Source organism: Micrococcus flavus, from assembly GCF_014204815.1.
In the GTDB taxonomy this organism is placed as follows: domain Bacteria; phylum Actinomycetota; class Actinomycetes; order Actinomycetales; family Micrococcaceae; genus Micrococcus; species Micrococcus flavus.
In genome coordinates, this window is the sequence record NZ_JACHMC010000001.1 from 1,961,141 (window position 1) to 1,987,379 (window position 26,239).

The 26,239-nt window shown below is 69.9% G+C and carries 18 protein-coding genes, 1 tRNA gene and 3 rRNA genes; 6 read left to right on the forward strand and 16 right to left on the reverse strand.

All coding sequences use genetic code 11. The annotated features are described in order from the left end of the window. Positions 1-107: 107 nt before the first annotated feature. The 12 genes from rrf to BJ976_RS09150 all read right to left on the reverse strand — a co-directional run bounded on the left by rrf (position 108) and on the right by BJ976_RS09150 (position 18,444). Positions 108-224 (reverse strand): 5S ribosomal RNA (rrf, locus tag BJ976_RS09095). Positions 225-429: 205 nt separating this feature from the next. Next, positions 430-3,522: ribosomal RNA gene (locus tag BJ976_RS09100) — 23S ribosomal RNA — on the reverse strand. Between the two features lie 427 nt (positions 3,523-3,949). Then, positions 3,950-5,472: ribosomal RNA gene (locus BJ976_RS09105) — 16S ribosomal RNA — on the reverse strand. The 16S, 23S and 5S rRNA genes sit together here, the layout of an rRNA operon. Positions 5,473-6,239: 767 nt before the next feature. Next, the gene (gene glgB / locus BJ976_RS09110; RefSeq protein ID WP_135030335.1) at positions 6,240-8,489 is read right to left on the reverse strand and encodes a 1,4-alpha-glucan branching protein GlgB; all 2,250 of its coding nucleotides are present in this window, start codon (positions 8,487-8,489) and stop codon (positions 6,240-6,242) included. Between the two features lie 18 nt (positions 8,490-8,507). After that, entirely contained in the window at positions 8,508-10,595 is a 2,088-nt protein-coding gene (locus tag BJ976_RS09115; protein ID WP_135030343.1) for an alpha-1,4-glucan--maltose-1-phosphate maltosyltransferase, read from the reverse strand. Between the two features lie 162 nt (positions 10,596-10,757). Next, entirely contained in the window at positions 10,758-11,549 is a 792-nt protein-coding gene (locus BJ976_RS09120; RefSeq protein WP_135030334.1) for an ABC transporter ATP-binding protein, read from the reverse strand. Beyond that, the gene (locus tag BJ976_RS09125) at positions 11,542-12,498 is read right to left on the reverse strand and encodes an ABC transporter permease (protein WP_135030333.1); all 957 of its coding nucleotides are present in this window, start codon (positions 12,496-12,498) and stop codon (positions 11,542-11,544) included. The genes BJ976_RS09120 and BJ976_RS09125 overlap by 8 nt, the downstream gene beginning before the upstream one ends. Before the next feature lie 139 nt (positions 12,499-12,637). Next, positions 12,638-13,669, reverse strand: coding sequence for an ABC transporter substrate-binding protein (locus tag BJ976_RS09130; protein ID WP_135030332.1), 1,032 nt, complete (start codon positions 13,667-13,669; stop codon positions 12,638-12,640). A gap of 214 nt (positions 13,670-13,883) precedes the next feature. Further along, the gene (gene rlmB / locus BJ976_RS09135; RefSeq protein WP_135030331.1) at positions 13,884-14,873 is read right to left on the reverse strand and encodes a 23S rRNA (guanosine(2251)-2'-O)-methyltransferase RlmB; all 990 of its coding nucleotides are present in this window, start codon (positions 14,871-14,873) and stop codon (positions 13,884-13,886) included. Positions 14,874-14,991: 118 nt separating this feature from the next. Beyond that, positions 14,992-16,443, reverse strand: coding sequence for a cysteine--tRNA ligase (cysS, locus tag BJ976_RS09140; RefSeq protein WP_135030330.1), 1,452 nt, complete (start codon positions 16,441-16,443; stop codon positions 14,992-14,994). 83 nt (positions 16,444-16,526) lie between these two features. Next, positions 16,527-17,837: a 2-C-methyl-D-erythritol 2,4-cyclodiphosphate synthase gene (gene ispF, locus BJ976_RS09145; protein ID WP_135030329.1), complete on the reverse strand. Its 1,311-nt coding sequence runs from the start codon at positions 17,835-17,837 to the stop codon at positions 16,527-16,529. 124 nt (positions 17,838-17,961) lie between these two features. Next, positions 17,962-18,444, reverse strand: coding sequence for a CarD family transcriptional regulator (locus tag BJ976_RS09150; protein ID WP_135030328.1), 483 nt, complete (start codon positions 18,442-18,444; stop codon positions 17,962-17,964). 192 nt (positions 18,445-18,636) lie between these two features. On the opposite strand from BJ976_RS09150, the gene BJ976_RS09155 reads away from it, so the two are divergent. Next, complete coding sequence (locus BJ976_RS09155) at positions 18,637-19,176, forward strand: hypothetical protein (RefSeq protein ID WP_135030327.1); 540 nt, start codon at positions 18,637-18,639, stop codon at positions 19,174-19,176. A gap of 94 nt (positions 19,177-19,270) precedes the next feature. Here the strand turns inward: BJ976_RS09155 and BJ976_RS09160 are convergent, their stop codons facing one another. Both BJ976_RS09160 and BJ976_RS09165 read right to left on the reverse strand, forming a co-directional pair. Further along, a complete protein-coding gene (locus BJ976_RS09160; protein WP_135030326.1) occupies positions 19,271-19,951 on the reverse strand; it encodes a response regulator in 681 nt (226 codons plus the stop codon). After that, positions 19,948-21,174: a sensor histidine kinase gene (locus BJ976_RS09165; RefSeq protein ID WP_135030325.1), complete on the reverse strand. Its 1,227-nt coding sequence runs from the start codon at positions 21,172-21,174 to the stop codon at positions 19,948-19,950. The genes BJ976_RS09160 and BJ976_RS09165 overlap by 4 nt, the downstream gene beginning before the upstream one ends. A gap of 167 nt (positions 21,175-21,341) precedes the next feature. Between BJ976_RS09165 and phoU the strand changes: the two genes are divergently transcribed. Next, the gene (phoU, locus tag BJ976_RS09170; protein WP_135030324.1) at positions 21,342-22,010 is read left to right on the forward strand and encodes a phosphate signaling complex protein PhoU; all 669 of its coding nucleotides are present in this window, start codon (positions 21,342-21,344) and stop codon (positions 22,008-22,010) included. Positions 22,011-22,065: 55 nt separating this feature from the next. Here phoU and BJ976_RS09175 read toward each other — a convergent pair whose 3' ends face one another. Further along, positions 22,066-22,821, reverse strand: coding sequence for a phosphoglyceromutase (locus BJ976_RS09175; protein ID WP_135030323.1), 756 nt, complete (start codon positions 22,819-22,821; stop codon positions 22,066-22,068). A gap of 79 nt (positions 22,822-22,900) precedes the next feature. On the opposite strand from BJ976_RS09175, the gene BJ976_RS09180 reads away from it, so the two are divergent. Beyond that, the gene (locus BJ976_RS09180) at positions 22,901-23,752 is read left to right on the forward strand and encodes a class I SAM-dependent methyltransferase (RefSeq protein WP_135030322.1); all 852 of its coding nucleotides are present in this window, start codon (positions 22,901-22,903) and stop codon (positions 23,750-23,752) included. A 21-nt stretch (positions 23,753-23,773) separates the two neighbouring features. Here BJ976_RS09180 and BJ976_RS09185 read toward each other — a convergent pair whose 3' ends face one another. Then, positions 23,774-24,088 carry a DUF2516 family protein gene (locus BJ976_RS09185; RefSeq protein ID WP_229667458.1) on the reverse strand — a complete coding sequence of 105 codons (315 nt, stop codon included), beginning with the start codon at positions 24,086-24,088 and terminating at the stop codon, positions 23,774-23,776. A 122-nt stretch (positions 24,089-24,210) separates the two neighbouring features. On the opposite strand from BJ976_RS09185, the gene tmk reads away from it, so the two are divergent. The 3 genes from tmk (at position 24,211) to BJ976_RS09200 (ending at position 26,231) form a co-directional block, all read left to right on the forward strand. Next, on the forward strand, positions 24,211-24,861 hold the full coding sequence (gene tmk / locus BJ976_RS09190) for a dTMP kinase (RefSeq protein ID WP_229667460.1): 651 nt from the start codon (positions 24,211-24,213) through the stop codon (positions 24,859-24,861). Then, a complete protein-coding gene (locus BJ976_RS09195; protein ID WP_135030321.1) occupies positions 24,858-26,084 on the forward strand; it encodes a DNA polymerase III subunit delta' in 1,227 nt (408 codons plus the stop codon). The genes tmk and BJ976_RS09195 overlap by 4 nt, the downstream gene beginning before the upstream one ends. Positions 26,085-26,157: 73 nt before the next feature. Next, positions 26,158-26,231: transfer RNA gene (locus BJ976_RS09200), tRNA-Thr, on the forward strand. Positions 26,232-26,239 lie beyond the last annotated feature (8 nt).

Below are 26,239 nucleotides of genomic sequence, written 5' to 3' on the forward strand. Positions count from 1 at the left end.
GTGGGCGGCGGGCGCCCACTTCAGAACACTCTGTTTCAGAACACGCCCTCAACGCGGGGAGGCCCCACACCAGAACGGTGTGGGGCCTCAACCCTCTATCAAAGAATGTCCGGCGGCGACCTACTCTCCCACAACCTCCCGGTTGCAGTACCATCGGCGCTGTGGGCCTTAGCTTCCGGGTTCGGAATGGAACCGGGCGTTTCCCCCACGCTATGACCGCCGTAACCCTCACCCCAACCACACCCCAAAAACACCAGGACGCGTGGGAAACCTGCGAGAGCCACAACAAGTGGCACACTCATTCACTTATCAACCACACCAACACTACCACACACGGTAACCCTGGCGTGAGGCTGCAATCAGACAACCGCACAGTGGACGCGAACACCCCGAACCCTTCCCACCAGAAGCGGTGAGAAGAAATGATGTGTGTAAAAGTCATCGGCCTATTAGTACTGGTCAGCTCCACACGTCTTCAGTCCGTGCTTCCACATCCAGCCTATCAACCCAGTCATCTCGCTGGGGGCCTCACACCCTCAAAGGGGCAAGGAAATCTCATCTCGAAGCCGGCTTCCCGCTTAGATGCTTTCAGCGGTTATCCATCCCGAACGTAGCTAATCAGCCATGCACCTGGCGGTACAACTGACATACCAGAGGTTCGTCCGTCCCGGTCCTCTCGTACTAAGGACAGACCTTCTCAAATTTCCAACGCGCGCAGAGGATAGGGACCGAACTGTCTCACGACGTTCTGAACCCAGCTCGCGTACCGCTTTAATGGGCGAACAGCCCAACCCTTGGGACCTACTCCAGCCCCAGGATGCGACGAGCCGACATCGAGGTGCCAAACCATGCCGTCGATATGGACTCTTGGGCAAGATCAGCCTGTTATCCCCGAGGTACCTTTTATCCGTTGAGCGACGACCGTTCCACAACGAGTCGCCGGATCACTAGTCCCGACTTTCGTCCCTGCTCGAGCTGCCACTCTCACAGTCAAGCTCCCTTGTGCACTTGCACTCGACACCTGATTGCCAACCAGGCTGAGGGAACCTTTGGGCGCCTCCGTTACATTTTGGGAGGCAACCGCCCCAGTTAAACTACCCATCAGGCACTGTCCCTGACCCGGATCACGGGCCGAAGTTAGACATCCAGTATGACCAGAGTGGTATTTCAACGATGACTCCACGAACACTGGCGTGCCCGCTTCACAGTCTCCCACCTATCCTACACAAGCCACACCGAACGCCAATACCAAACTATAGTAAAGGTCTCGGGGTCTTTCCGTCCTTCTGCGCGTAACGAGCATCTTTACTCGTAATGCAATTTCGCCGAGTTCACGGTTGAGACAGCGGGGAAGTCGTTACTCCATTCGTGCAGGTCGGAACTTACCCGACAAGGAATTTCGCTACCTTAGGATGGTTATAGTTACCACCGCCGTTTACTGGGGCTTAAATTCTCCGCTTCGCCGAAGCTAACGGGTCCTCTTAACCTTCCAGCACCGGGCAGGAGTCAGTCCGTATACATCGTCTTACGACTTCGCACGGACCTGTGTTTTTGATAAACAGTCGCTTCCCCCTGGTCTCTGCGGCCCCGATCCCCTCACACCAGCGCGTGGTGCTCAAGGTTGGGGCCCCCCTTCTCCCGAAGTTACGGGGGCATTTTGCCGAGTTCCTTAACCATGATTCTCTCGATCGCCTTAGTATTCTCTACCTGACCACCTGTGTCGGTTTAGGGTACGGGCAGTTGGAACCTCGCGCCGATGCTTTTCTTGGCAGCATAGGATCACCGGATCACCCACATCGTGGGCGCCCATCAGGTCTCAGGCACGCAGCCGGCGGATTTACCTACCGACAGCCCTACACCCTTAGACCAGGACGATTCCATTGCCTGGCCCGGCTACCTTCCTGCGTCACACCTGTTAATACGCTTGCCTCCCCGGTTCAGGTCCCGTGCTCCACGCACCCATCCACCCCCGAAGGGGCAGTGAGGGGCGCTTCAGACGGTGAGTATCACCGGTTCAGCAGGGACGGTTCTTCACTGGTACGGGAATATCAACCCGTTGTCCATCGACTACGCCTGTCGGCCTCGCCTTAGGTCCCGACTCACCCAGGGCAGATTAGCTTGACCCTGGAACCCTTAGTCATCCGGCGGACGGGTTTCTCACCCGTCTTTCGCTACTCATGCCTGCATTCTCACTCGTCCACAATCCACCAGAAGTCACCCGCTGGCTTCACCTCGTGAACGACGCTCCCCTACCCATCCAGAAAACTGAATGCCACGGTTTCGGCGGTGTACTTGAGCCCCGCTACATTGTCGGCGCGGAATCACTTGACCAGTGAGCTATTACGCACTCTTTCAAGGGTGGCTGCTTCTAAGCCAACCTCCTGGTTGTCTCAGCAACTCCACATCCTTTCCCACTTAGCACACGCTTAGGGGCCTTAACCGGTGGTCTGGGCTGTTTCCCTCTCGACTATGAAGCTTATCCCCCACAGTCTCACTGCCACGCTCTCACTTCCCGGCATTCGGAGTTTGGCTGAAGTCAGTAACCTTGTAGGGCCCATCGTCCATCCAGTAGCTCTACCTCCGGGAAGAAACACGTGACGCTGCACCTAAATGCATTTCGGGGAGAACCAGCTATCACGGAGTTTGATTGGCCTTTCACCCCTACCCACAGCTCATCCCCTCCATTTTCAACTGAAGTGGGTTCGGTCCTCCACGCGCTCTTACACGCGCTTCAACCTGGCCATGGGTAGATCACTCCGCTTCGGGTCTAGGACACGCGACTCAATCGCCCTATTCAGACTCGCTTTCGCTACGGCTTCCCCACACGGGTTAACCTCGCCACGTATCACTAACTCGCAGGCTCATTCTTCAAAAGGCACGCTGTCACCCCAACAAGGAGGCTCCAACGGTTTGTAGGCACATGGTTTCAGGTACTATTTCACTCCCCTCCCGGGGTACTTTTCACCATTCCCTCACGGTACTGATTCACTATCGGTCAACAGGGAGTATTCAGGCTTACCAGGTGGTCCTGGCAGATTCACACGGGATTTCTCGGGCCCCGTGCTACTCGGGCGACCCCTCAACAGCGGCGGAACACATTACGACTACGGGGCTCTCACCCTCTACGGCCCAGCATCCACACTGGTTCGTCTATATGCCCGCACCTCACTGCGCCACGCCGGCAGACGTGACAAGAGAGGGCCCACAACACCGCACACGCAACCCCTGCCGGGTATCACACGCATACGGTTTAGCCCCATCCGCTTTCGCTCGCCACTACTCACGGAATCACTTTTGTTTTCTCTTCCTGTGGGTACTGAGATGTTTCACTTCCCCACGTTCCCTCCACCCGGTCTATGTGTTCAACCGGGGGTCACACGACACGTCGTGCGGGGTTTCCCCATTCGGAAATCCTGGTCTCAACGTCCGGTTATCGACTCCACCAGGCTTATCGCAGATTCCCACGTCCTTCATCGGCTCCTGTTGCCAAGGCATCCACCATGCGCCCTTAGAAACTTTCACACACATGAAAGTCCTCAAATGAGCAATTATCTAACTAAGATGTCATTCTCGGCGTCACCACCACGTCCAACGCGACCACCCAGGGGGATGACCACACGCAACGATGACGAAATAAGATGCTCGCGTCCACTATACAGTTCTCAAACAACAGCCCTCACCCCACTCCACGCACCCCGACCGGGGCACGCTTCACAAGGGAGACAGAAACAACACACCCCACACCCCAACAAGATGCAGGGCGCCTGCTGTTCCAGGACCCAACAGTGTGCCAACACCAGCACGCAGCCACCAACCACACGCATTCCAACCCCACAAGGGCGTACTCGCGTCCAGCCGGCACCACCACTGGCACCATTTCCTGATGTTCCACCCATGAGCAACCCGCCATCACACACGCGGTGATGCAACGGGCACTGATGCTCCTTAGAAAGGAGGTGATCCAGCCGCACCTTCCGGTACGGCTACCTTGTTACGACTTAGTCCCAATCGCTGGTCCCACCTTCGACGGCTCCCCCCACAAGGGTTAGGCCACCGGCTTCGGGTGTTACCGACTTTCGTGACTTGACGGGCGGTGTGTACAAGGCCCGGGAACGTATTCACCGCAGCGTTGCTGATCTGCGATTACTAGCGACTCCGACTTCATGGGGTCGAGTTGCAGACCCCAATCCGAACTGAGACCGGCTTTTTGGGATTAGCTCCACCTCACAGTATCGCAACCCATTGTACCGGCCATTGTAGCATGCGTGAAGCCCAAGACATAAGGGGCATGATGATTTGACGTCGTCCTCACCTTCCTCCGAGTTGACCCCGGCAGTCTCCCATGAGTCCCCACCACTACGTGCTGGCAACATGGAACGAGGGTTGCGCTCGTTGCGGGACTTAACCCAACATCTCACGACACGAGCTGACGACAACCATGCACCACCTGTGAATCCGCCCCAAAGGGGAAACCGTGTCTCCACGGCGGTCGAAAACATGTCAAGCCTTGGTAAGGTTCTTCGCGTTGCATCGAATTAATCCGCATGCTCCGCCGCTTGTGCGGGCCCCCGTCAATTCCTTTGAGTTTTAGCCTTGCGGCCGTACTCCCCAGGCGGGGCACTTAATGCGTTAGCTGCGGCGCGGAAACCGTGGAATGGTCCCCACACCTAGTGCCCAACGTTTACGGCATGGACTACCAGGGTATCTAATCCTGTTCGCTCCCCATGCTTTCGCTCCTCAGCGTCAGTTACAGCCCAGAGACCTGCCTTCGCCATCGGTGTTCCTCCTGATATCTGCGCATTCCACCGCTACACCAGGAATTCCAGTCTCCCCTACTGCACTCTAGTCTGCCCGTACCCACCGCAGATCCGGGGTTAAGCCCCGGACTTTCACGACAGACGTGACAAACCGCCTACGAGCTCTTTACGCCCAATAATTCCGGATAACGCTCGCACCCTACGTATTACCGCGGCTGCTGGCACGTAGTTAGCCGGTGCTTCTTCTGCAGGTACCGTCACTTTCGCTTCTTCCCTGCTGAAAGAGGTTTACAACCCGAAGGCCGTCATCCCTCACGCGGCGTCGCTGCATCAGGCTTTCGCCCATTGTGCAATATTCCCCACTGCTGCCTCCCGTAGGAGTCTGGGCCGTGTCTCAGTCCCAGTGTGGCCGGTCACCCTCTCAGGCCGGCTACCCGTCGTCGCCTTGGTGAGCCGTTACCTCACCAACAAGCTGATAGGCCGCGAGTCCATCCATGACCGAAAGATCTTTCCAGCACCCGTCATGCGACAGGCGCTCCTATCCGGTATTAGACCCAGTTTCCCGGGCTTATCCCAGAGTCAAGGGCAGGTTACTCACGTGTTACTCACCCGTTCGCCACTAATCCGCCCAGCAAGCTGGGCTTCATCGTTCGACTTGCATGTGTTAAGCACGCCGCCAGCGTTCATCCTGAGCCAGGATCAAACTCTCCGTAAAAAATTACAGAACGACACCCCGACGGCCGGAAATAACCATCAGGACATCCATTCGATTACCTGGCGGACCAGGTGCACATCGCACGGGGGTGCGGGCACGCTGGTCAACCAATGTGTTAAAACAATTGGCATCAAAAAACTTGGCACACTATTGAGTTCTCAAACAGCAGACGCTGCCGGCTTCAGCACCGCTCATTCGCGGCGTTTCGCTCCGGAGCAACTTCTCCAGCCTAGACCATCTGATTCACACTGTCAACCCCGTCACCGGGATCGATCTCGAACCGTGATCCGTCATCGGAAGGCTTCATAACCTTACCACGTTCACGATCCGTGTCAACTCCGTTTCCGCAGTCGACACCAGCTGTTCACATCAGTGGGCCATCAGACCCTCCCACACGATCCCAGCCAGTTGAACCAGATCATCTCTTCAGGAATACCGCTCCCATCCCCAAGGAAGGAACCGGATGCCGTGGTGAACCCTGCCAGAAGAACTGCGATCACGCGCCAGATTCCCCGGTGTTCGGGCTGCTCACCGCGCCGCCCGTGTCACCGGACCGCGCCTCAGCACGAGAAAGAACTCTACACACCCTCCGGCCCCCACACCAAATCGAGAGTGCCTCAAGAACCCGCCCCTACCGCGGTGACCACGTTTCCGCATGATCACGCGGCCGCATGACGACGTCGGGCGCTCCCCTGCCCCTCCCGCACCCCTCTGGAGCCAGAACTCCCCTCCGTGACATCGATCACGGAGGGGAGTCTGCCCCGCGGTCAGCCGGCGTGCGGCTCCAGCCACAGGGTGGACAGCGCGGGCACGTCCACGGTGAGGTACGCGGGCTGGCCCTGCCACTGGCCGGTCTCCGCTCGCAGCACCTCCGGCTGGCCTGCCTGCTCCCGCCGGCCGTCGCCGTGGAAGTCCGTACTGTCCGTGTCCAGCACGACCGTCCACTCCCCCGCGGTCGGCACCCCCACCCGCAGTCCGTGGCGCATCGCGCCGGAGAGGTTGGTGATGTTCAGCAGGGGCGCACCACCCTGCCCGTCCGCAGGACGGCGGAGGAACACGAGGGTGTTGCCGTCGGCGTCGCCGCCGTCCACCCAGGCGAAGCCCTCCGGGCTGTGGTCCGCGGACCACAGGGCCGGCTTGGCCCGGTACAGCGCATTGAGTTCGCGCACCGTCAGCTGCACCCCGCGGTGCGCGTCGTCCCAGGACGCCGCCCAGTCCAGGCCCCGCTCCTCCGACCACTCGGTGGGCTGCCCGTACTCGCCGCCCATGAAGAGCAGCTGCTTGCCCGGGTGCGCCCACATGTACGCGTAGTAGGCGCGGAGCGTGGCCAGCTTCTGCCGATGGTCCCCCGAGATCTTCCCCAGCAGCGAGCCCTTCCCGTGCACCACCTCGTCATGGGAGAGCGGCAGGACGTAGTTCTCCGAGTACGCGTAGACCATGGAGAACGTCCACTGGTCGTGGTGCCACCGGCGGTTCACCGGGTCCTCGGAGAGGTAGGCCAGCGTGTCGTGCATCCAGCCCATGTTCCACTTCTTGCCGAAGCCCAGGCCGCCGGCGTCGACCGGCGCGCTCACGCCCGAGAACGCGGTGGACTCCTCCGCGATCATGAGCACCCCCGGGTGCACGCGGTACACGGTGGAGTTGACCTCCTTCAGGAAGCTGATCGCCTCGAGGTCGTGGTTGCCGCCGTGCACGTTCGGGGTCCACTGTCCGTCCTCACGGGAGTAGTCGCGATAGAGCATCGAGGCGACGGCGTCCACGCGCAACCCGTCCACATGGAACTCCCCGATCCAGTACAGGGCGTTGGCCACCAGGAAGTTGCGCACCTCCGTGCGTCCGAAGTCGAACACGTAGGTGCCCCAGTCCGGGTGCTCCCCGCGCTGCGGGTCGGCGTGCTCGTACAGCGGCGTGCCGTCGAACCGCCCCAGCGCCCAGGCGTCCTTGGGGAAGTGCGCCGGCACCCAGTCCACGAGCACGCCGATCCCCGCCGCATGCAGCGCGTCGACCAGGTGCTTGAACTCGTCCGGGGTGCCGAACCGGGACGTCGGTGCGTAGTAGCCCGTCACCTGATAGCCCCAGGAGCCGCCGAACGGGTGCTCGGCCACCGGCAAGAACTCCACGTGCGTGAAGCCCTGCCAGGTCACGTACTCCACCAGCTGCTCGGCCAGCTCCACGTAGGACAGCCCCGGCCGCCACGAGCCCAGGTGCACCTCGTAGATGCTCAGCGGACGCTCGTGCGGGTCCGTGGTGCGGCGCCGCTCCATCCACTCCTCGTCCGTGAACGCGTAGTCCGACTCCAGCACGCGGGAGGCCGTGGCCGGCGGGACCTCGGTCCATCGGGCCAGCGGGTCCGCGTTCTGCTGCCACGCGCCGTCCGCGCCGAGGACCTCGTACTTGTAGCGGGCGCCGTGCTCCACGCCGGGCACCAGCAGCTCCCACACGCCCGAGGAGCCCAGGGAGCGCATCGCATGCGTCCGCCCCGTCCAGCCGTTGAAGTCGCCCACCACGCGCACGGCCCGGGCGTTCGGTGCCCACACCGCGAAGGACGTGCCCACCAGCCCGCCCGAGCCGTCCCGGCGCACCCGCGCGCCGAGCACCTCCCACAGTCGCTCGTGCCGCCCCTCGCCGATCAGGTGCAGGTCCAGCTCACCGAGGGTGGGCAGGTGGCGGTAGGCGTCATCGTGGACCTCGACGACGTCCTCCCCCGCCTCCCCCGGGTACGTCACCTCGAGCCGGTAGTCGCCCGCGGGCACTCCGGCGCGTCGCGGCAGCGGGCCCGCGCCCACGAAGACGCCGTCCCGCTCGTGGACGAGCTCGATCCGCTCACCGTCCCCGTCCCGCACCACCGTGACGGCGCTCGCGAACGGGCGCAGCGCGCGGTAGGTGACGGCGGCGCCGTCGGGATGGGGGTGCGCGCCGAGCACGGCGTGCGGATCGTGATGGCGACCCTCGGCGACGGCGGCGAGCGTGTCGGCGTCGACGGGCAGGGGGGCGGGCGTGGCGGTGGGGGTGGTCATGGGTCTCCTGGTGGTCGCTCAGCCGCGGCGGACGACGCGGAGGACGTGGGCGGGCTCGACCGACGGGTCGAGCCGGACATAGGGGTGCTCGTCCCAGCGCCAGCGCTGGCCGCTGAGGAGGTCCTCGACCTCGAAGCGGCCCTCCTCGTCCCGATCCTCGGGACGCACGCGCAGGGCGGCCGCGTCGAGGTGCAGGGTCGCCTCCGCCACATGGTGGGGGTCGCACGCGACGACGACGAGCACCGTGTCCTCGGCCGGCCCGGCGTCGGTGACGGCCTCGGCCGCGGCGTGCAGGCCCTCGGGGAGCGCCGACCGGGTCTTCGAGTAGACGAGCAGCTCGGGGTGCGTGGAGCCGTGCAGCGTGAGGTTCTGCAGGTCCCGCAGCGCCGGATGCGCCGCACGGATCGCGTTGAGCCGGGTCAGGTACGGGGCGAGAGACTCGCCCGCGGCCTCGGCGCCGGCCCAGTCGCGGGGACGGTACTCGTACTTCTCGTTGTCGATGTACTCCTCCGCGCCGGGGCGGGCCACGTGCTCGAACAGCTCGAATCCGGCGTACACCCCGTAGAGCGGATTGGAGGTCGCGGCGATCACGGCGCGGGCGCGGAAGGCCCCCGGACCGCCGTGCTGCAAGTACTCGGTGAGGATGTCCGGGGTGTTGACGAAGAAGTTGGGACGGTAGAACCCCGCCGTCTCCGCGGTGATCTCGGTGAGGTACTCCTCGAGCTCCTTGCGCGTGTTCCGCCACGTGAAGTAGCCGTAGGACTGCTGGAAGCCCACGCGGCCGAGGCCGTGCATCATGGCGGGCCGGGTGAACGCCTCGGCCAGGAACACGACGCGCGGCTCCACCGCGTGCACCTCACGGATCAGCCACTCCCAGAACCACAGAGGCTTGGTGTGGGGGTTGTCCACGCGGAAGATGTGGACGCCGCGCGCCACCCAGCCCAGGACGACGTCCAGGACCGCGTGGGCCAGGCCGTCGGCGTCGTTGTCGAAGTTCAGCGGGTAGATGTCCTGGTACTTCTTGGGCGGGTTCTCCGCATAGGCGATGGAGCCGTCCACGCGAGTGGTGAACCACTCCGGGTGCTCCGCCACCCACGGGTGGTCCGGGGAGCACTGCAGGGCCAGGTCCAGGGCGAGCTCCATGCCGAGCTCGCGGGTGCGCGCCTCGAACGCCGCGAAGTCCTCGAACGTCCCCAGGTCCGGATGGATCGCGTCGTGGCCGCCGGCCTCGCCGCCGATCGCCCACGGGGAGCCCGGGTCCTGCGGACCGGCGGTGAGGGTGTTGTTCGGCCCCTTGCGGTGGGCCGTGCCGATCGGGTGGATGGGCGGCAGGTAGACCACCTGGAAGCCCATCTCCGCCACGGCGGGCAGGCGCTCGGCCGCGGTGCGGAAGGTGCCGGAGTGCCACGTGCCCGTGGCCTCGTCGTGCCGGGCGCCCTCGGAGCGGGGGAAGAACTCGTACCACGCGCCCCGGCCGGCCAGCTCGCGCTGCACGTCCAGCGGGTACGGCTCGGAGCTCGTCACGTGCTCCCGGATCGGGCGGTCGTGCAGGACCGCCGCGACGTCGGCGGACTCGGCCGCCGCGAGCCGGCAGGCCGGGATGGCCCGGGCGTCCGAGAGCCCCCGGGCCGCGTCCGCGAACACGGCGCGGTCCTCGGCGGAGCGCTCCGGGTCCTCCGCCGCACGGCCGAAGAGGGCGGCACCCTCGTCCAGCATGAGCTCGACGTCCACCCCCGCGGCCAGCTTGACGGAGGCGGCGTGCAGCCACGTGCCCACCGGGTCGTGCCAGCCCTCCACCACGAACCGGTGGACGCCGATCTCGGCCGGACGCAGCGTGGCCACGAACTCGTCCAGCCCGGGTCGGCCCGGGCGCATGTGGACGCGCTGCACCTCGGCCCCGTCAGGGCCGAGCAGGCGGACCGTGGCGCGGACGGCGTCGTGGCCCTCGCGGTACACCGTGGCGCGGACCGGGACGTCCTCGCCCACCACCGCCTTGGCCGGGAACCGGCCCTCCTCGATCACCGGCTGCACGTTCGAGACCGGGATGCGGCCCGTCAGGGTGCTGCGGCGGACGTCCGAAGCCGCGGTGCGGCCTCCGGCCTCCAGGGCCGACTCCGGGACAGCGGGCCCGGGGGCCTGCGCGGCGGGGACGCGGTGCTCGGTGCTGCTGGACGGGGGGGTCTTCGGCTTCGCGGTGCTCACGCGGCCGACGCTACCGCCCGACCGGGCCCGACTGAATGCCTGACGCGTCGCGTGACGGACCGGCGGTCAGGACAGCATGGTCTTGTCGTCCACCACGGCGCCCTTGATCTTCCCGAACTCCGCGAGCAGGTCCGCGGGGGTCGCGCGCGCCTTCTGCTCCGCGTCCAGCTCGAGGATGACCCGGCCGTCGTGCATCATGATCAGCCGATTGCCCACCTGGAGGGCCTGGGACATGTTGTGCGTGACCATGAGCGTGGTGAGGGCGTGCTCGGCCACCACCTGCTCGGTCAGACGCGTCACCAGCTCGGCGCGGGACGGGTCCAGGGCCGCGGTGTGCTCGTCCAGCAGCAGGATCTTCGGCCCGGAGAAGGTGGCCATCAGCAGGCTGAGGGCCTGACGCTGCCCGCCCGAGAGCAGGCCCACCTTGGCGGTGAGGCGGTCCTCCAGCCCCAGCTCCAGCTTCACCAGCTCCCGCCGGAACACCTCCCGGCGCCCCCCGGAGACGCTCCGGCTCAGGCCGCGGGCGTGGCCCCGGCGCAGGGCCAGCGCCATGTTCTCCTCGATGGTGAGGTTGGGCGCGGTGCCCGCGGTGGGGTCCTGGAACACCCGGCCGATCCAGCGGGCGCGGCGGTGGTCCGCCATGCGGGTCACGTCCTTGCCCGCCACGCGGACGGAGCCCGCGTCCGGGGTCAGCTTGCCCGCGATCGTGTTGAGGATGGTGGACTTGCCGGCTCCGTTGGAGCCGATCACGGTGACGAAGTCGCCCTCGGCCAGGTGCAGGTCGATCCCCTGCAGGGCTCGGCGCTCGTTGACGGTGTTCGGGAAGAACGTCTTGCGGACGTCGTGGATCTCAAGCACGGGGGGCCTCCTGGGCGGTGGCGGCGGTCGCGGCGTCGTCGGCGCTCCCCGCGGCGGGGGCGGCGGGCGTGTCCGCGGTCTTCGGGGTGCGCAGCGAGAGCCGGCGGGCGAGGCCGAAGCGGGGCAGCAGCAGGGCCAGCACCACGAGGGCGGCCGAGATGAGCTTCATGTCGTTCGGGTTCAGGCCGGCGTTCAGGGCGAGCTGGATGATGAGGCGGTAGACCACGGCGCCCACGATCACCGCGAGGGTGGCGAGGAAGACCGTGCGGCGGCCGAAGATCGCCTGGCCCACGATCACGGAGGCCAGGCCCACGAGGATCAGGCCGATGCCCATGCTGATGTCCGCGAAGCCCTGGTACATGGCCATCAGCGAGCCGCACAGGCCCACGAGACCGTTGGAGAGCATGAGGCCGAGGATCTTCATGCGGTCCGTGGAGACGCCGTAGGAGCGGATCATCTCCTCGTTGTCGCCCGTGGCCTGCAGCGCGAGACCCAGGTCGGTGTGCAGGAACCAGTCCAGGGCGAACTTGATGACCAGGACGCCGGCCAGCAGCACGAGCACGGAGCCCAGGTTCTTGGCCAGGCCCATCTCCGCGAGGGAGCGGAACAGCGTGTCCTCGCCCAGCAGCGGCACGTTCGCCCGGCCCATGATGCGCAGGTTGACCGAGTACAGCGCGATCATCGTCAGGATGCCGGCGAGGAGGCCGTCGATCCGGCCCTTGGTGTGCAGCAGACCCGTGACGAGGCCCGCCAGGCAGCCCACGACGAACGCGGCCAGCATGGCCGCGGCCACGGGGACCCCGTTCGTGATGAGCACGGCGGCCGTGGCGGCGCCGGTGGTGAACGAGCCGTCCACCGTCAGGTCGGGGAAGTCGAGGATGCGGAAGGTGAGGTAGACGCCGAGCGCCATCACGGCGTAGATGAGGCCGAGCTCCACAGCGGTGATCATGGGGGTCCTTTCAGGCGGCCCGCGGGCCGGGACGAGGAGGCGGGCCGTGGACCGGCCCCGGACGCGGCGGCGTCCGGGGCCGGTGCGGCACGGCGGGAGGGGGGCGACGCCGGCGCGCGCCGACGTCGTCCGCGGCGGGTCAGCCGACGATGACCTCGTCGGCGCGGTCGACGAGCTCCTGCGGCAGCTCGACGCCGTACTTGCCCGCGGCCTCCTTGTTCAGCACCAGCTCGAGGGAGTCCTCCGCGGCGAAGCCGACCGGGATGTCACCCGGGTTCTGGCCGTCCTTGAGGATCTTCACGGCCATCTCGCCGGCCTGGCGGCCGTGCTCCTCGTAGTCGATGCCGTAGGTGCCCAGCGCGCCGCGCTCCACCGAGTCGGTGTCCGCGGAGATGACCGGCACCTGGTTGGCCTGGCCGAAGGACACCACGGACTCCAGGGCGGACACCACGGCGTTGTCCGTGGGCACGTAGATGCCGTCCACGCCCTTGAGGGACTCGACGCCCTGCTGGACCTCGGAGGAGTTGGTGATCGTGGCCTCCTTGATCTCCAGTCCCAGCTCCTCGCCGGCCTCCTTCGCCTGGTCCACCTGGACCTTCGAGTTGGACTCGCCGGAGTTCCAGACGATGCCCACGGTCGTCGCCTCGGGGTCCACGTCCTTGAGCAGCTGCAGCTGCTCCTTGACCGGGTTGCGGTCCGACATGCCGGTGACGTTGCCGCCCGGCTTCTCCTCGGAGTCCACGAGCTGCGCGCCGACCGGGTCGGTCACGGCCATGAACACGACCGGCTTGTCGGTCACCGCGGTGGCGGTCGCCTGGCCGGCGGGAGTGGCGATGGCGGCCACGAGGTCCACGTCCGAGGACGCGAAGGTGGAGGCGATCGACGTGGCGGTGCCCTGGTCGCCCTGGGCGTTCTGCTCGTCGAAGGTCACCGTGAGGCCGGCGTCCTCGAAGGCGGACTCGAAGCCCGTGCGGGCGCCGTCGAGGGCCGGGTGGGAGATCAGCTGGTTGATGCCGACCGTGTACTCCTTGCCCTCTCCGCCGGCGGCAGCGGAGGAGGACCCGCCGGCGGCGGAGGAGGACCCGGCGGCGGAGCCGCCGTCACCGCACGCGGTGAGGCCGAGGAGGGCGACGGCGAGGCCGGCGGTGAGACGGAGGGTGCGGTGCTTCATGGGATACCTCTGTGGTCCTGGTGCGGGATGTGGCCCACGGGGACGCGAGGCCCCGTGCGATGCGCACCAGTGTGCGGCGTGATCCGCGACACAGACAATTGTGACGATCACATCGCGGAGGATCGGACGCCTCGACCCCGCCCCGGCAGACGAACTGTCGCCAGGGCGGCCCGTCAGGGCCCCGCCCTGGACGAACTGTCGTCGCAGGGCCGAGTCAGCGCCCGCCCGCGCGCCCCACCGCGATCTCGTACAGCGAGATGCCCACCGCCATGGAGGCGTTGAGCGACTCCATCTCCGACTGGATCGGGATGGACACGATCTGCTGGCAGTGCTCGCGCACCATGCGCGACAGGCCCTTGCCCTCGGCCCCCACCACCAGGACCAGCGGCTCCGAGGCGAGTGCGAGGCCGGGCAGGGAGACGTCCCCGCCGCCGTCGAGCCCGAGGACGAAGTACCCCATCCGGTGCAGGTCCACCAGCGTGGAGTTGAGGTTGCCCGCCTGGGCCACCGGCACACGGGCGGCGGCGCCGGCGGAGGTGCGCCACGCCGTCGCCGTGACGCCCACGGAGCGGCGCTCGGGGACGATCACGCCGTCCGCGTCGAACGCGGAGGCCGAGCGGATGATGGCGCCGAGGTTGCGCGGGTCGGTGATGCCGTCGAGTGCGATCAGCAGCGGGGCCGTGCGCAGGTGGCCCCTGGCCTGCTTCTCGATCGTCTCGCGGCCCAGCTCGAGCGCATCCGCGTACTGGTACGGCGGGATCTGCAGCACGAGGCCCTGGTGCACGGCCTCGCCGGAGAGGCGGTCCAGCTCCGGCTTCGTGGCCTCGAGCACGGGGATGGACTCCTCCGCGCACAGGCGCAGGACCTCCTTGACGCGGTCGTCCACCTCGATGCGCACGGCCACGTGCAGGGTCTTGGCCGGGATGCCGGCGCGCAGGGCCTCCAGCACGGGGTTGCGGCCCGAGACCGTCTCGTCCGTGAGCTTGACGCGGCCGCGCACCTGGTCCCGGGCGGGGCCGCGTCGGGCGGCCGAGCGCTCGGCGAGCTGCTTGGCGCGGTGCGCCTTGTGGTACACGCGGTCCTCGGCCTTGGGCGTGGGGCCCTTGCCCTCGAGCGCCTTGCGGCCGTGGCCGCCGGTGCCCTTGGAGGGGCCCTTCTTCCCCTTGGGCTTGCGGGAACCGCCGGAGCGGGGTGCGGTGGACATGGGAGGACTCCTGAGGTCAGGGGGCGAGGGGGCGGGGCGTGGGCACGACGACGTCGGCCGCTCCGCGGATCGGCCCCAGTCTAGGCGGGCCGCCCGACAGGACGCGGGGCCCGCGCCGTCAGTCGGACAGGTGCCAGGCGGCGCCCGCGGCGCCGTCCTCCACCACGACGCCGGCCGCGGCCAGGGCGTCCCGGATGCGGTCCGCGGTGGCCCAGTCCTTGTCCGCGCGGGCCTGCGCGCGGGCCTCGATCTGGGAGCGGACCAGCGCGTCGAGCGCCGCGGCCTCGGGGCCGCCGGCGGCGCCGGACTCGGGGACGTCGTCCAGGCCCAGGACCGCCGTCATGGCGGCGACCTCGACGAGGCGGGCCCGGGCGGCGTCGTCGTCCCCGGCCGCGAGCGCGGAGTTGCCGGCCCGGACGGCCTCGTGCAGCGCCGCGAGCGCCTGGGGGACGGCGAGGTCGTCCTCCAGGGCAGCGCGGAAAGTGGCGGGGACGTGCTCGGCCAGCGGCGCGGTCAGCTCGGGCGCGCCGTGGGTGGCCGTGGCGCGCTGGACGAAGCCCTCGATGCGCTCGACGGCGGCCGCAGCCTCGTCGAGGGCGCCGGGACGGTAGTCCAGCTGGGAGCGGTAGTGGGCCTGGCCCAGGAAGTAGCGGACGGCCCTGGGGCGGGCCAGCTGGAGCATCTCCTCCGGCGAGATGGTGTTGCCCACGGACTTGGACATCTTCTCCCCGCCGTAGGTGACCAGGCCGTTGTGCAGCCAGAAGCGGGCGAAGCCGTCCCCGGCGGCCGCGGACTGGGCCAGCTCGTTCTCGTGGTGCGGGAAGCGCAGGTCCAGGCCGCCGCCGTGGATGTCGAACTCCGCGCCGAGGTACTTCGTGGACATGGCCGAGCACTCCAGGTGCCAGCCCGGACGGCCCGCGCCCCACGGTGAGTCCCACACCGCGGTGGCGGGCTCACCCTCCTTGGCGCCCTTCCACAGGGCGAAGTCGCGGGGATCGCGCTTGCCGCGCGGGTCCGCGTCCGGGGCGTCCTGCATGTCCTCCACGCGCTGGCGGGTCAGCTCGCCATAGCGGTCCCACGAGCGGACGTCGAAGTACACGTCCCCCGAGCCGTCCTGCGCCGGGTAGGCGTGGCCGCGCTCGATCAGCCGCTGGATCAGGGCGAGCATCTCCGGGACGTGGCCCGTGGCGCGGGGCTCGTACGTGGGTCGGCGCACGCCCAGGGCGAGGTAGGCGGCGTCGAACGCCTTCTCGAAGCGGTAGGCCAGCGCCCACCACGGCTCCGCGGCGGGGTACAGGTGGCTGGCCTCGAAGCCATCCTCGTGCGAGGCGGCGGAGCGGTCCAGGATCTTGTCGTCGATGTCCGTGACGTTGCGGACCGAGGTGACCCGCAGGCCGGTGGCCTCGAGCCAGCGGATCAGGACGTCGAAGACGATCGCGCTGCGCACGTGCCCCACGTGCGGCATCCCCTGCACCGTGGCCCCGCAGTAGTAGACCGACGCCTGGCCGGGCACGAGCGGGACGAAGTCCCGGATCTCGGCGGTGCGGGTGTCGTAGAAGCGCTGGGGCATGGGGGCGCTGTCCTTCCGGACGGTCGTGGGGCGGGTCGGGACCAGCGTAGTGGCTGGTGGCGTCGGCGCCCGGGGCCGCGGGGTCAGGCGAGGGGGACCACCAGCGCCGTCGCGAACCCCACGAGCCCCTCGCCCCGGCCGATGAACCCGAGCCGGTCCGTGGTGGCCGCCGAGACGGACACCGGGGCACCGCCGAGCGCCGCGGACATGGCCCGCTCCATCTCCGCGCGCCGCGTGCCCACCTTGGGCCGGGGCGCCACCACCTGCACGGCCACGTTGCCGATGCGGAACCCGGCCGCAGCGAGCAGGCCCGCCACGTGCTCGAGCATCGCGGCGCCGGTGGCCCCGCGCATCTCGACGCGGTCCACGCCGAACACGGCGCCCAGATCCCCCAGGCCGGCGGCGGAGAGCAGCGCGTTGCAGGCCGCATGTGCCGCGACGTCGCCGTCCGAGGTGGCGGCCACGCCGCGCTGGCCCGGCCACTCCACGCACCCGAGCCACAGCGGGCGCGGGGCGTCCTCGGGGGCCCACGCGTGCACGTCCGTGCCGAAGCCGGTACGCGGCAGGGCGGGGACGGACGCGGCGGGGGCGCGGGCGGGGGCGCGGGCGGGGGTGGCCTCCACCCGCTCGGGGCTCGCCAGCATCCCGGCGGCCGTGCCGAGGTCGCGGGGCGAGGTCACCTTGAACGCGGCCTCGTCCCCGGGGACCACGCGCACCGCGTGGCCGGCGGCCTCCATGGCCATGGCGTCGTCGGTGAGGGCGGCCGGGTCCGCCTCCGCCGACGCGCGGGCCGCCTCGTGGGCGGCCAGGAGGAGGTCGAGGTCGAAGCCCTGCGGCGTCTGGACGGCGCGCAGGGAGGACCGCGCCGGCGTGCCGGTGACGACGGGCTGCTCCGCCGGACCCGCGACGGTCTTGATCGTGTCCGTCACGGGCAGTCCGGGGACCGCCGCGGGCGCACCGTCCCCGAGGGCGTCCTGCACCGCGCGGAACACGGACGGCGGGGTGAAGGCGCGGGCGGCGTCGTGCACCAGGACATGGCGCGGCCCGGACCCGGCGGCGTGGCCGGCGTCGGTCAGGGCCGCGTCGGCAGCGGCCAGGCCCGCGCGGACCGAGTCGGCCCGCTCGGCGCCACCGGGGACGCACGTCACCGGGACGGCCAGGTCCGGCTCGTGGCGCGCGACGACGTCGGCGACCCGCCGCGCGTCGGCCCCGGCGGGCGGGACGAGGACCACCACGGCGTCCAGCACGACGCCCGCGGCCCGGGCCACGGCGACGGACTCGAGGCAGTGGTCCAGGAGGGGGCGGCCGTCGGCGAGCGGGGCGAGGGCCTTGGGCACGCCGGCACCGAGGCGGGTGCCGGCCCCGGCGGCGGCGATCACGAGTGCGGTGGGCATGCGGCCATCCTAGGGAGGGGCGGGGGAAAGCACGCGGGGGCCGGCGCACACCGCCCGGACGACGACGGCGGGGCGGCCCGTCTCCGGTCCGCCCCGCCGTCACGGGGTCCTGGTGGGTGGAGGATCAGCCCTCGAGCACCGTGTCCAGCATGCCCTCGGCCTCCTCCTCGGTGACCTTCTTGGCCAGTGCGAGCTCCGAGACGAGCACCTGGCGGGCCTTGGAGAGCATGCGCTTCTCCCCCGCGGACAGGCCGCGGTCGTGGTCGCGGCGCCACAGGTCCCGCACGACCTCGGCGACCTTGTTCACGTCCCCGCTGGCCAGCTTCTCCAGATTGGCCTTGTAGCGGCGCGACCAGTTGGTGGGCTCCTCCACGTGCTCGGCCTGCAGCACCTGGATGACGTGCTCCAGGCCCTCCGAGTCCACGACGTCCCGGACGCCGACCAGGTCCACGTTCTCCGCGGGCACCTCGATGGTCAGATCCCCCTGCGCCACCTTCAGCTTGAGGTACATCTTCTCTTCGCCCCTGACGGTGCGCGTCTTGATCTCCTCGATGCGAGCCGCACCGTGATGGGGATAGACGACGGTCTCTCCAACCTCGAAAACCATGTGAAATGCCCCTTTCCAGTCGCTACATCCTAGCATGGGGGCGGGAAACGCCGTGCGTCCGTGCCGGTCCCGGGCAGGCGAGTGTGATAATGGGGTCCGCGTCCCATCGGGGGTGGGCGCACCCCGATGCGGTAGCGTATCCCCGAGCCCCCGTGGGGGCGACTCCGTCAACGCACCTGTAGGAGAACCTCCGTGAAGTCCGCCGCCTCCCGGCCCGCCCGGCGTCGCATCGCCGCAGGCGCTCTCGCCCTCACCGCCCTCCTCGGCGCCACCGGCTGCTCCGCCGTGAGCCCGGTGGCCACGGCCATCCCCTACAGCCCGTCGGACGGCATCGTCGTCACCCAGCCGGACCTCGTGGAGGTCCGCAACCTCGCCCTCGTCGGCGAGGGCGCCTCGGGCCCCGCGCGCCTGATCGGCACGCTGAAGAACCCCACGGACGCGGACAAGACGTACACCATCGCGCTGCAGGACGGCGGCCAGGCCACCGTCCAGGTCCCCGCCGGCCAGTCCGTGCGCCTCGAGGACGAGCAGAACAGGCAGGAGATCGAGCGCAACGTCTGGCCGGGCCAGAACGCGCAGGGCACCATCGCCGCCGACGGCGCCTCCGTGGACGTCGCCGTCCCGGTCCTGTCCGCCACGCAGGAGCACTACGCCGAGTACCTGCCCGCCGGCCAGCAGCCCTCCACCGAACACCTCGACCAGGAGACCCTGCACTACGGCGAGGGTCACTGACCCGGACGGGGCGCGCCCCGTCCCCCGCCCCGGCGACGTCGGCCCGCCCCTCCCTGCGGAGGCGGCGGGCCGACGTCGTTCCGGGAGGAGCCCGTCAGGCCTCGAACTTGTAGCCCAGGCCGCGGACGGTCACGAGGTGACGCGGATTCGAGGGGTCCGGCTCGATCTTGGAGCGCAGGCGCTTGACGTGCACGTCGAGGGTCTTGGTGTCCCCCACGTAGTCGGACCCCCACACGCGGTCGATCAGCTGGCCCCGCGTGAGCACGCGGCCCGCATTGCGCAGGAGCATCTCCAGCAGCTCGAACTCCTTGAGCGGCAGGTTCACCTGTTCACCGCCCACGGCCACCACGTGCCGCTCCACGTCCATGCGGACCGGCCCCGCGGCCACGGTGGAGGCGATCAGCTCCTCGGGCTCGCCGCGGCGGCGCAGCACGGCACGGACGCGGGCCACCAGCTCGCGGGAGGAGTAGGGCTTGGTGACGTAGTCGTCCGCGCCAAGCTCGAGCCCCACCACCTTGTCGATCTCGGAGTCCTTGGCGGTCAGCATGATGATCGGGACGTTGGAGCGCTGCCGCACCTGGCGGCACACCTCCGTGCCGGACATCCCCGGAAGCATGAGGTCGAGCAGGATCAGGTCCGCTCCGCCGCGGTCGAACTCCTCGAGCCCCTCGTTGCCGTCGGCGGCGACGGCCACCTCGAAGCCCTCCTTGGTGAGGAGGTAGGAGAGGGGGTCGCTGAAGGACTCCTCGTCCTCGACGATCAGGATCCGGCTCATGCGCTGTGCTCCTTACGGGACGGGGCCGCGGAGACCGCGGCGCGGCCCCCTCGGCGCTCGGTGGACGGCGGCTCGACGGGGGCGGCCCCGCGCACGGCGGGCTCCTCCCATTCGGGCAGCCGGATGGTGAAGGTCGAGCCACGGCCGGGCTGGGACCACAGGGTCACCTCACCGCCGTGGTTGATGACCACGTGCTTGACGATGCTCAGCCCCAGGCCCGTGCCGCCGGTCTGACGGGAACGGGCCCCGTCCACCCGGTAGAACCGCTCGAAGACGCGGCCCTGCTCCTCGGGGCTGATGCCCACGCCCTGGTCTGTGACCGTGATCTGCGCCAGCCCGTCCCGCGAGGACAGGCCGATGCCCACGGTGGTCCCGTCCGGGGAGTACCGCACCGCGTTGTCCACGAGGTTCCGGACCGCCGTCATGAGCTGGTCCGCGTCCCCGTGCACCACGGCGTCCACCCGGCCGCCGGCCTTGAGCCGGATGTCCCGCGCCTCGGCCGTCAGCCGCAGCCGGTCCACGGCCTCGGCCACCACGCGGTTGAGGTCCACGGGCCCGCCCTCGCGGACCACGTCCTTGGCCTGGACGCGGGAGAACTCGATGATGTCCTGCACCAGCGCGGTCAGGCGGGTGGACTCGATGCCCAGGCGCGTGGCGAACCGGCGGACCGCGACCTCGTCGTCGGCGGCGTCGTCGATGGCCTCCGCCAGCAGCGAGATGGCGCCCACCGGCGTCTTGAGCTCATGGGACACGTTCACCACGAAGTCGTGCCGCATGGCCTCGGTGCGGGTGGCGTCCGTGCGGTCGTCCGCGAGAATGAGGATGTACTCCTCGTCCAGGGGCGCCACCCGCATCTCGAGCACCAGCGTGGACTGCGCCAGCGGGTCGCGCGGAAGCTCCACGCGGCGCTCCACGATCACCCCGTCCGCCCGCACGGAGCGGGTGAGGTCCCGGAGCTGGTCCAGCACCAGAGTGTGCCCGCGGACCAGGCCGAGCGCGTACGCGGACGGGTTGGCCCGCACCACGCCGTCCACCGCGTCCACCACCACGTACGCCCGGCCGAGGACCGAGAGGACCTCGGCGGCCCCGGGCGAGAGGGTGGGCTCGCCGACGGCGAGGTCGACCGTGCGCGAGCGCTCGGACGCGCGGAAGGCCAGCATGGAGGCCACTCCGATGAGCAGTCCGACCGCGCCGCACAGCAGGCCGATGATGACGGGATCCACGCCCCCAGGGTAGCCCGTGCGCACGCGCCCGCCCGCGGATCTCCGGGCGACAGACGACGTCGACGCCGTGTTCACACCGCGTTCACCTCGCCCTGGGAGGGTGGGCTGCTCATCCACCCGGGGCGACGTGCGTCCGGGCCGTGCGCGTGAGGAGGGGAGGCGGCACCATGCGCGAGCTGTACCGCGCCAACCTGGCCCGGCTGGGCCGCGACCTCCTCGAGATCGCCCGACTCGTCCACGGCGCCGTGCTCGACGCGCGGACCGCCCTCGAGACGGCCGACGTCCACGAAGCCGAACGGGTGATCACGGAGGACGCCCGGATCGACCGGCTGCAGGAGGCCCTCGACGACCAGGCCGCCCGCCTGCTCGCGCTGCAGGCCCCCGTGGCCACGGACCTGCGCACGGTGCTCGCGAGCCTGCGGATGAGCGCCTCGCTCGAGCGCATGGGCGACCTCGCCCGGCACCTCGCCCAGCTCACGCGCCTGCGCTACCCGGAGCTCGTGATCCCGGCGGACATGCGGGTGCTGTTCGCCGAGATGGCGGACGCCGCGGTGAAGGTGGCCCACGAGGTGGTCCTCCTGCTGGAGACCCAGGACCTCGCGCACGCCGACCGCATCCACGAGCTCAACGAGGTGGTCAACGAGCACCACGTCGCCGTGTTCCGGGCCATCGCCGCCCCCACCTGGACGGCGACGCCGTCCACCACCACGGACGTCACGCTCGCCTCGCGCTACCTGGAGCGGTTCACGGACCACGGCCTGTCCGTGGCCGCCAAGGTCCGCTACCTCGTGACGGGCGAGCAGACGCGCCGCGGGCCCGAGGTCGGCTCCGTCTGAGCCGGGCCCGGGCCCGTCGGTGCCACGGGGCGCCACCAGGCGGCGCCCCGTCCCCTCACTTCTTGTCGCCCTGGGCGGCCACGGCGGCGGCGCCGGCGGCGGCGGCCTCCGGGTCCAGGTAGCGGCCGTGCGCGGTGACCGGCTTCAGGTCCTGGTCCAGCTCGTAGTACAGCGGGATGCCGGTGGGGATGTTCAGGCCGGCGATCTCGTCGTCGGAGATCCCGTCCAGGTGCTTGACCAGGGCGCGCAGCGAGTTGCCGTGCGCGGCCACCAGGACGGTCTTCCCGGCCTTCAGGTCCGGGACGATCTGCTCCTCCCAGTAGGGCAGCAGGCGGTCGATGACCTGCTTGAGGGCCTCGGTGCGCGGCGCCTCGGGGCCGATGTCCGCGTAGCGCTCCTCGCCGGCCTGGGAGAACTCGGAGTCGTCGTCCAGCGCGGGCGGCGGGACGTCGAAGGAGCGGCGCCACACCATGAACTGCTCCTCGCCGAACTCCTCCTTGACCTGGGCCTTGTCCTTGCCCTGGAGGGCGCCGTAGTGGCGCTCGTTCAGGCGCCAGGAGCGCTTGACCGGGATCCACTGGCGGTCCGCGGCCTCGAGGGCGAGGTTCGCGGTGGTGATGGCGCGCTTCAGGAGGGACGTGTGCAGCACGTCCGGCTCCAGGCCCTCGGCGGCCAGCAGCTCGCCGCCGCGGGACGCCTCGGCGCGGCCCTTCTCCGTCAGCGGGACGTCCACCCAGCCGGTGAACAGGTTCTTCTCGTTCCAGTCGCTCTGACCGTGCCGCAACAGGATCAGCTTGTAGGTGTCAGCCATGGCCCCATCCTAGGCGTCGCCCCCGTGGTGGGCGCCACGACGGCGGCCACCACGGCACCCCATGGCTAGGCTGGCACCCATGGTCCAGAAGGCGCGACGGCTCGAGGGGTCCGCGCCGACCGGTCTGCGGGGTCGCGCCCGGGGCGGCCCCCGCGGCCATGTCACCCGCGGCACCACCGCGGCGCAGCGCATGCGGCGCGTGGACCGCTGGCTCGCGGACGTCCACGGCCCGCTGCTGCGGGGCACGGCGGCCCCCCTGGTGGTGGACCTGGGCTTCGGCGCCGAGCCGGTGACCGCCGTCGAGATGTTCACCCGCCTGCGGGCGGTGAACCCGGCACTCGAGCTGCTCGGCCTGGAGATCGACCCGGAGCGCGTGGCCCACGCCCGCGCCACCGCCCCCGCCCTGCCCGGCCTCGGCTGGGCCCACGGAGGCTTCGAGCTGGACGTGCCGCGCCCGCCCACCGTGGTCCGGGCGTTCAACGTCCTCCGCCAGTACCGCGAGGAGGACGTGCCGGAGGTGTGGGACCTGATGTGCTCGCGCCTCGCCCCGGACGGGCTGCTGGTGGAGGGCACGTGCTCGGAGGACGGCCGGCGCGCCGCGTGGGTCGAACTGGACCGCACGGGTCCGGTCTCGCTGACGCTCGCGCTGCGGCTGGGCGCCTTCGAGCGACCCTCCGACGTGGCCGAGCGGCTGCCCAAGGCCCTGATCCACCGACATGTGCCCGGGGAGGCGGTGCATCGCCTCCTGGCCGACGCCGACGCCGCCTGGGCCGTGCACGCGCCGCTGGGGGCCTACGGGACGCGACAGCGGTGGCTCGCCACGGTCAGCTCCCTGCGAGCGGGCGGGTGGCCCGTGCTCGGCCGTGAGCGCCGCTGGCGACGCGGAGAGCTCAGCGTCCTCTGGGACGCCGTGGCGCCCGGCGCGCCCTGAGCGCGGCAGGGCCGGGGGACGTCAGCGGCGCCCGCCGTAGAAGTCGAGGTCCGGTCGGGTGCCGGCGAGGTAGACGGAGGCCACGCACACGGCGGCCAGGCCGAAGAGGCCGAGCCCGCCACGGCTGGTCAGCACGCTCAGCACGCCGACGACGACGGCGATGCCCGTCAGCAGCAGCCAGAAGCTCTTGGGGCGGCCGCCGACGCGCTCGAAGGCCTGGGGGCTGCGGCGCAGCACGTCCGCGAAGGCCCACACCTCCACGAGGAGGGCCAGGACGGCGAGGGCGAGGAACAGCCAGTCACCGGCCATGACGGCGAAGGACATCGGGGCGCTCATGCCCTCCAGTCTAGGGACTCGGGCCGCCGGCCGGATGCGGTGTCCGGGGCGGCGTCTACGCTCGAGGGGTGAGACCCTCCCCCGCCTCCCCGCAGCGTCCCGCCCCCGCCGCCGGACCCGGCGTGTCCGCGCGTCGGGGACTGTTCCTCGCCCTCGAGGGCGCGGACGGCACCGGCAAGTCCACCCAGGCCCGCGCCGTCGCCGCCGCCCTGCGCGCCGCGGGCCACGAGACGCTCCTGACACGCGAGCCGGGCGGGTCGCCGCTCGGCGAGGCCGTGCGCGGGCTGCTGCTGGACCCCGCGCACGGGCCCGTGGACGCGCGCACCGAGGCGCTGCTGTTCGCCGCCGCCCGGGCCGCACACGTGGCGGCCACGGTCCGGCCGGCCCTCGAGGCCGGGACCGTGGTGGTGACCGACCGCTACGTGGACTCCTCGGTGGCGTACCAGGGCGCGGTGCGCGGCCTGGGGACCGCGTGGATCGCCGAGCTGAACGCGTGGGCCACCGAGGGGCTCGTCCCGGACCTGACCGTCCTGCTGGACGCGGATGCGGACACGGCGGGCCGGCGCCGGGCGTCCCGGCACGCGGGGGGCGGGCACGCACCCGACCGCATGGAGCAGGAGACCGCGGCGGCGCACGAGAGCCTGCGGTCGGCCTTCCGGGCGCGCGCCGCCGCCGAGCCGGACCGCTATCTGGTGCTCGACGCCGGGGTCGCCCCCGAGGCGCTCACCCGGACCGTCGTCGAGCACGTCCTCCCGCGGCTGGGGCGCCCGTGAGCGCCCCCGCCGTCCCGCCGCCGGGGCACGACGCCGCCCAGGACACGGACGTCTTCGCGGACCTCGCCGGACAGGACGCCTCCGTGGCCCGTCTGCGCCGCGCCGCCGCCGAGCCCGGCCCCGCCCACGCCTGGCTCTTCACGGGCCCACCCGGCTCCGGGCGGTCCTCCGCGGCCCGGGCCTTCGCCGCGGCCCTGCAGTGCGCGGAGCCCGACCCCGCACGGCGCGGCTGCGGCCGGTGCCACGCGTGCCGCACCGTGCTGGGAGGGACGCACCCGGACGTCACCGTGCTGGCCACGGAGGCCGTGCACTACCGGATCGAGGACGTGCGCGCTCTCGTGGAGGCCGCCCAGTCCACCCCCGCCACCGGCCGTTGGCGGATCTTCGTGATCGAGGATGCCGACCGCATGACCGAGCGCGCCACCAACGTGCTGCTCAAGGCCATCGAGGAGCCGCCTCCGCGGACGGTGTGGATGCTGTGCGCCCCCTCGCCCGCGGACGTGCTGCCCACCATCCGCTCGCGCTGCCGCGTGGAGACCCTGCGCATCCCCGCGGTGGAGGACGTGGCCGCGCTGCTGCGGCGCCGGGACGGCCTGGATGCGGACACCGCACTGCTGACCGCCCGGATCTCGCAGTGCCACGTGGGCGTGGCCCGGCGGCTGGCCCGCGACCCCGAGGCCCTGGCCCGCCGCGAGGACGTCCTGTCCCTGCCCCTGCAGACCACGGCGGTCTCCGACGCCATGGGCATGGCCGCCCGCCTCGCGCAGGTCTCCCACGCGGAGGCGGAGTCCTCGGCGGCCGCCCGCGACGCCGACGAGCTCGCCGCCCTGCATCGGCAGCTCGGCCTCGCCGAGGGGGAGGCGGTGCCGCCCAAGCTGCGCCAGCAGGTCAAGCGGCTCGAGGAGGACCAGGCCCGGCGGCGCAAGCGGGTCACCCGGGACGCCCTGGACCGCTCCATGCTGGACCTGATCGGCCTGTTCCGGGACGTGCTGCGCGTGCAGCTGGGCGCGCCGGGGGAGCTCGTCAACGAGCACCGCCGCGCCGAGGTGGAGCGCTACGCCGCGGGCGCTGCAGGATCGCCGGCGGAGGTGGTCGCGCGCATCGACGCGATCGGCGCCGCCCGCGAGCGCCTGGCCCAGAACGTGCCGGAGCAGCTGGCCCTGGAGGCCATGATGCTCGCCCTCCTGCCGGCCCGCGTCCGCACGCCCCGTCCGCCGCGCTGACCGGCCCGGGATGCGATTGCCGTCTCCGCCCGGGACACGGTAGGGTGGTCAGCCGTGGCCGACATGGCCGCGTGCCTCCTTAGCTCAGCTGGCCAGAGCAGCTCCCTCGTAAAGAGCAGGTCGCCGGTTCGAATCCGGCAGGGGGCTCCCCCGGA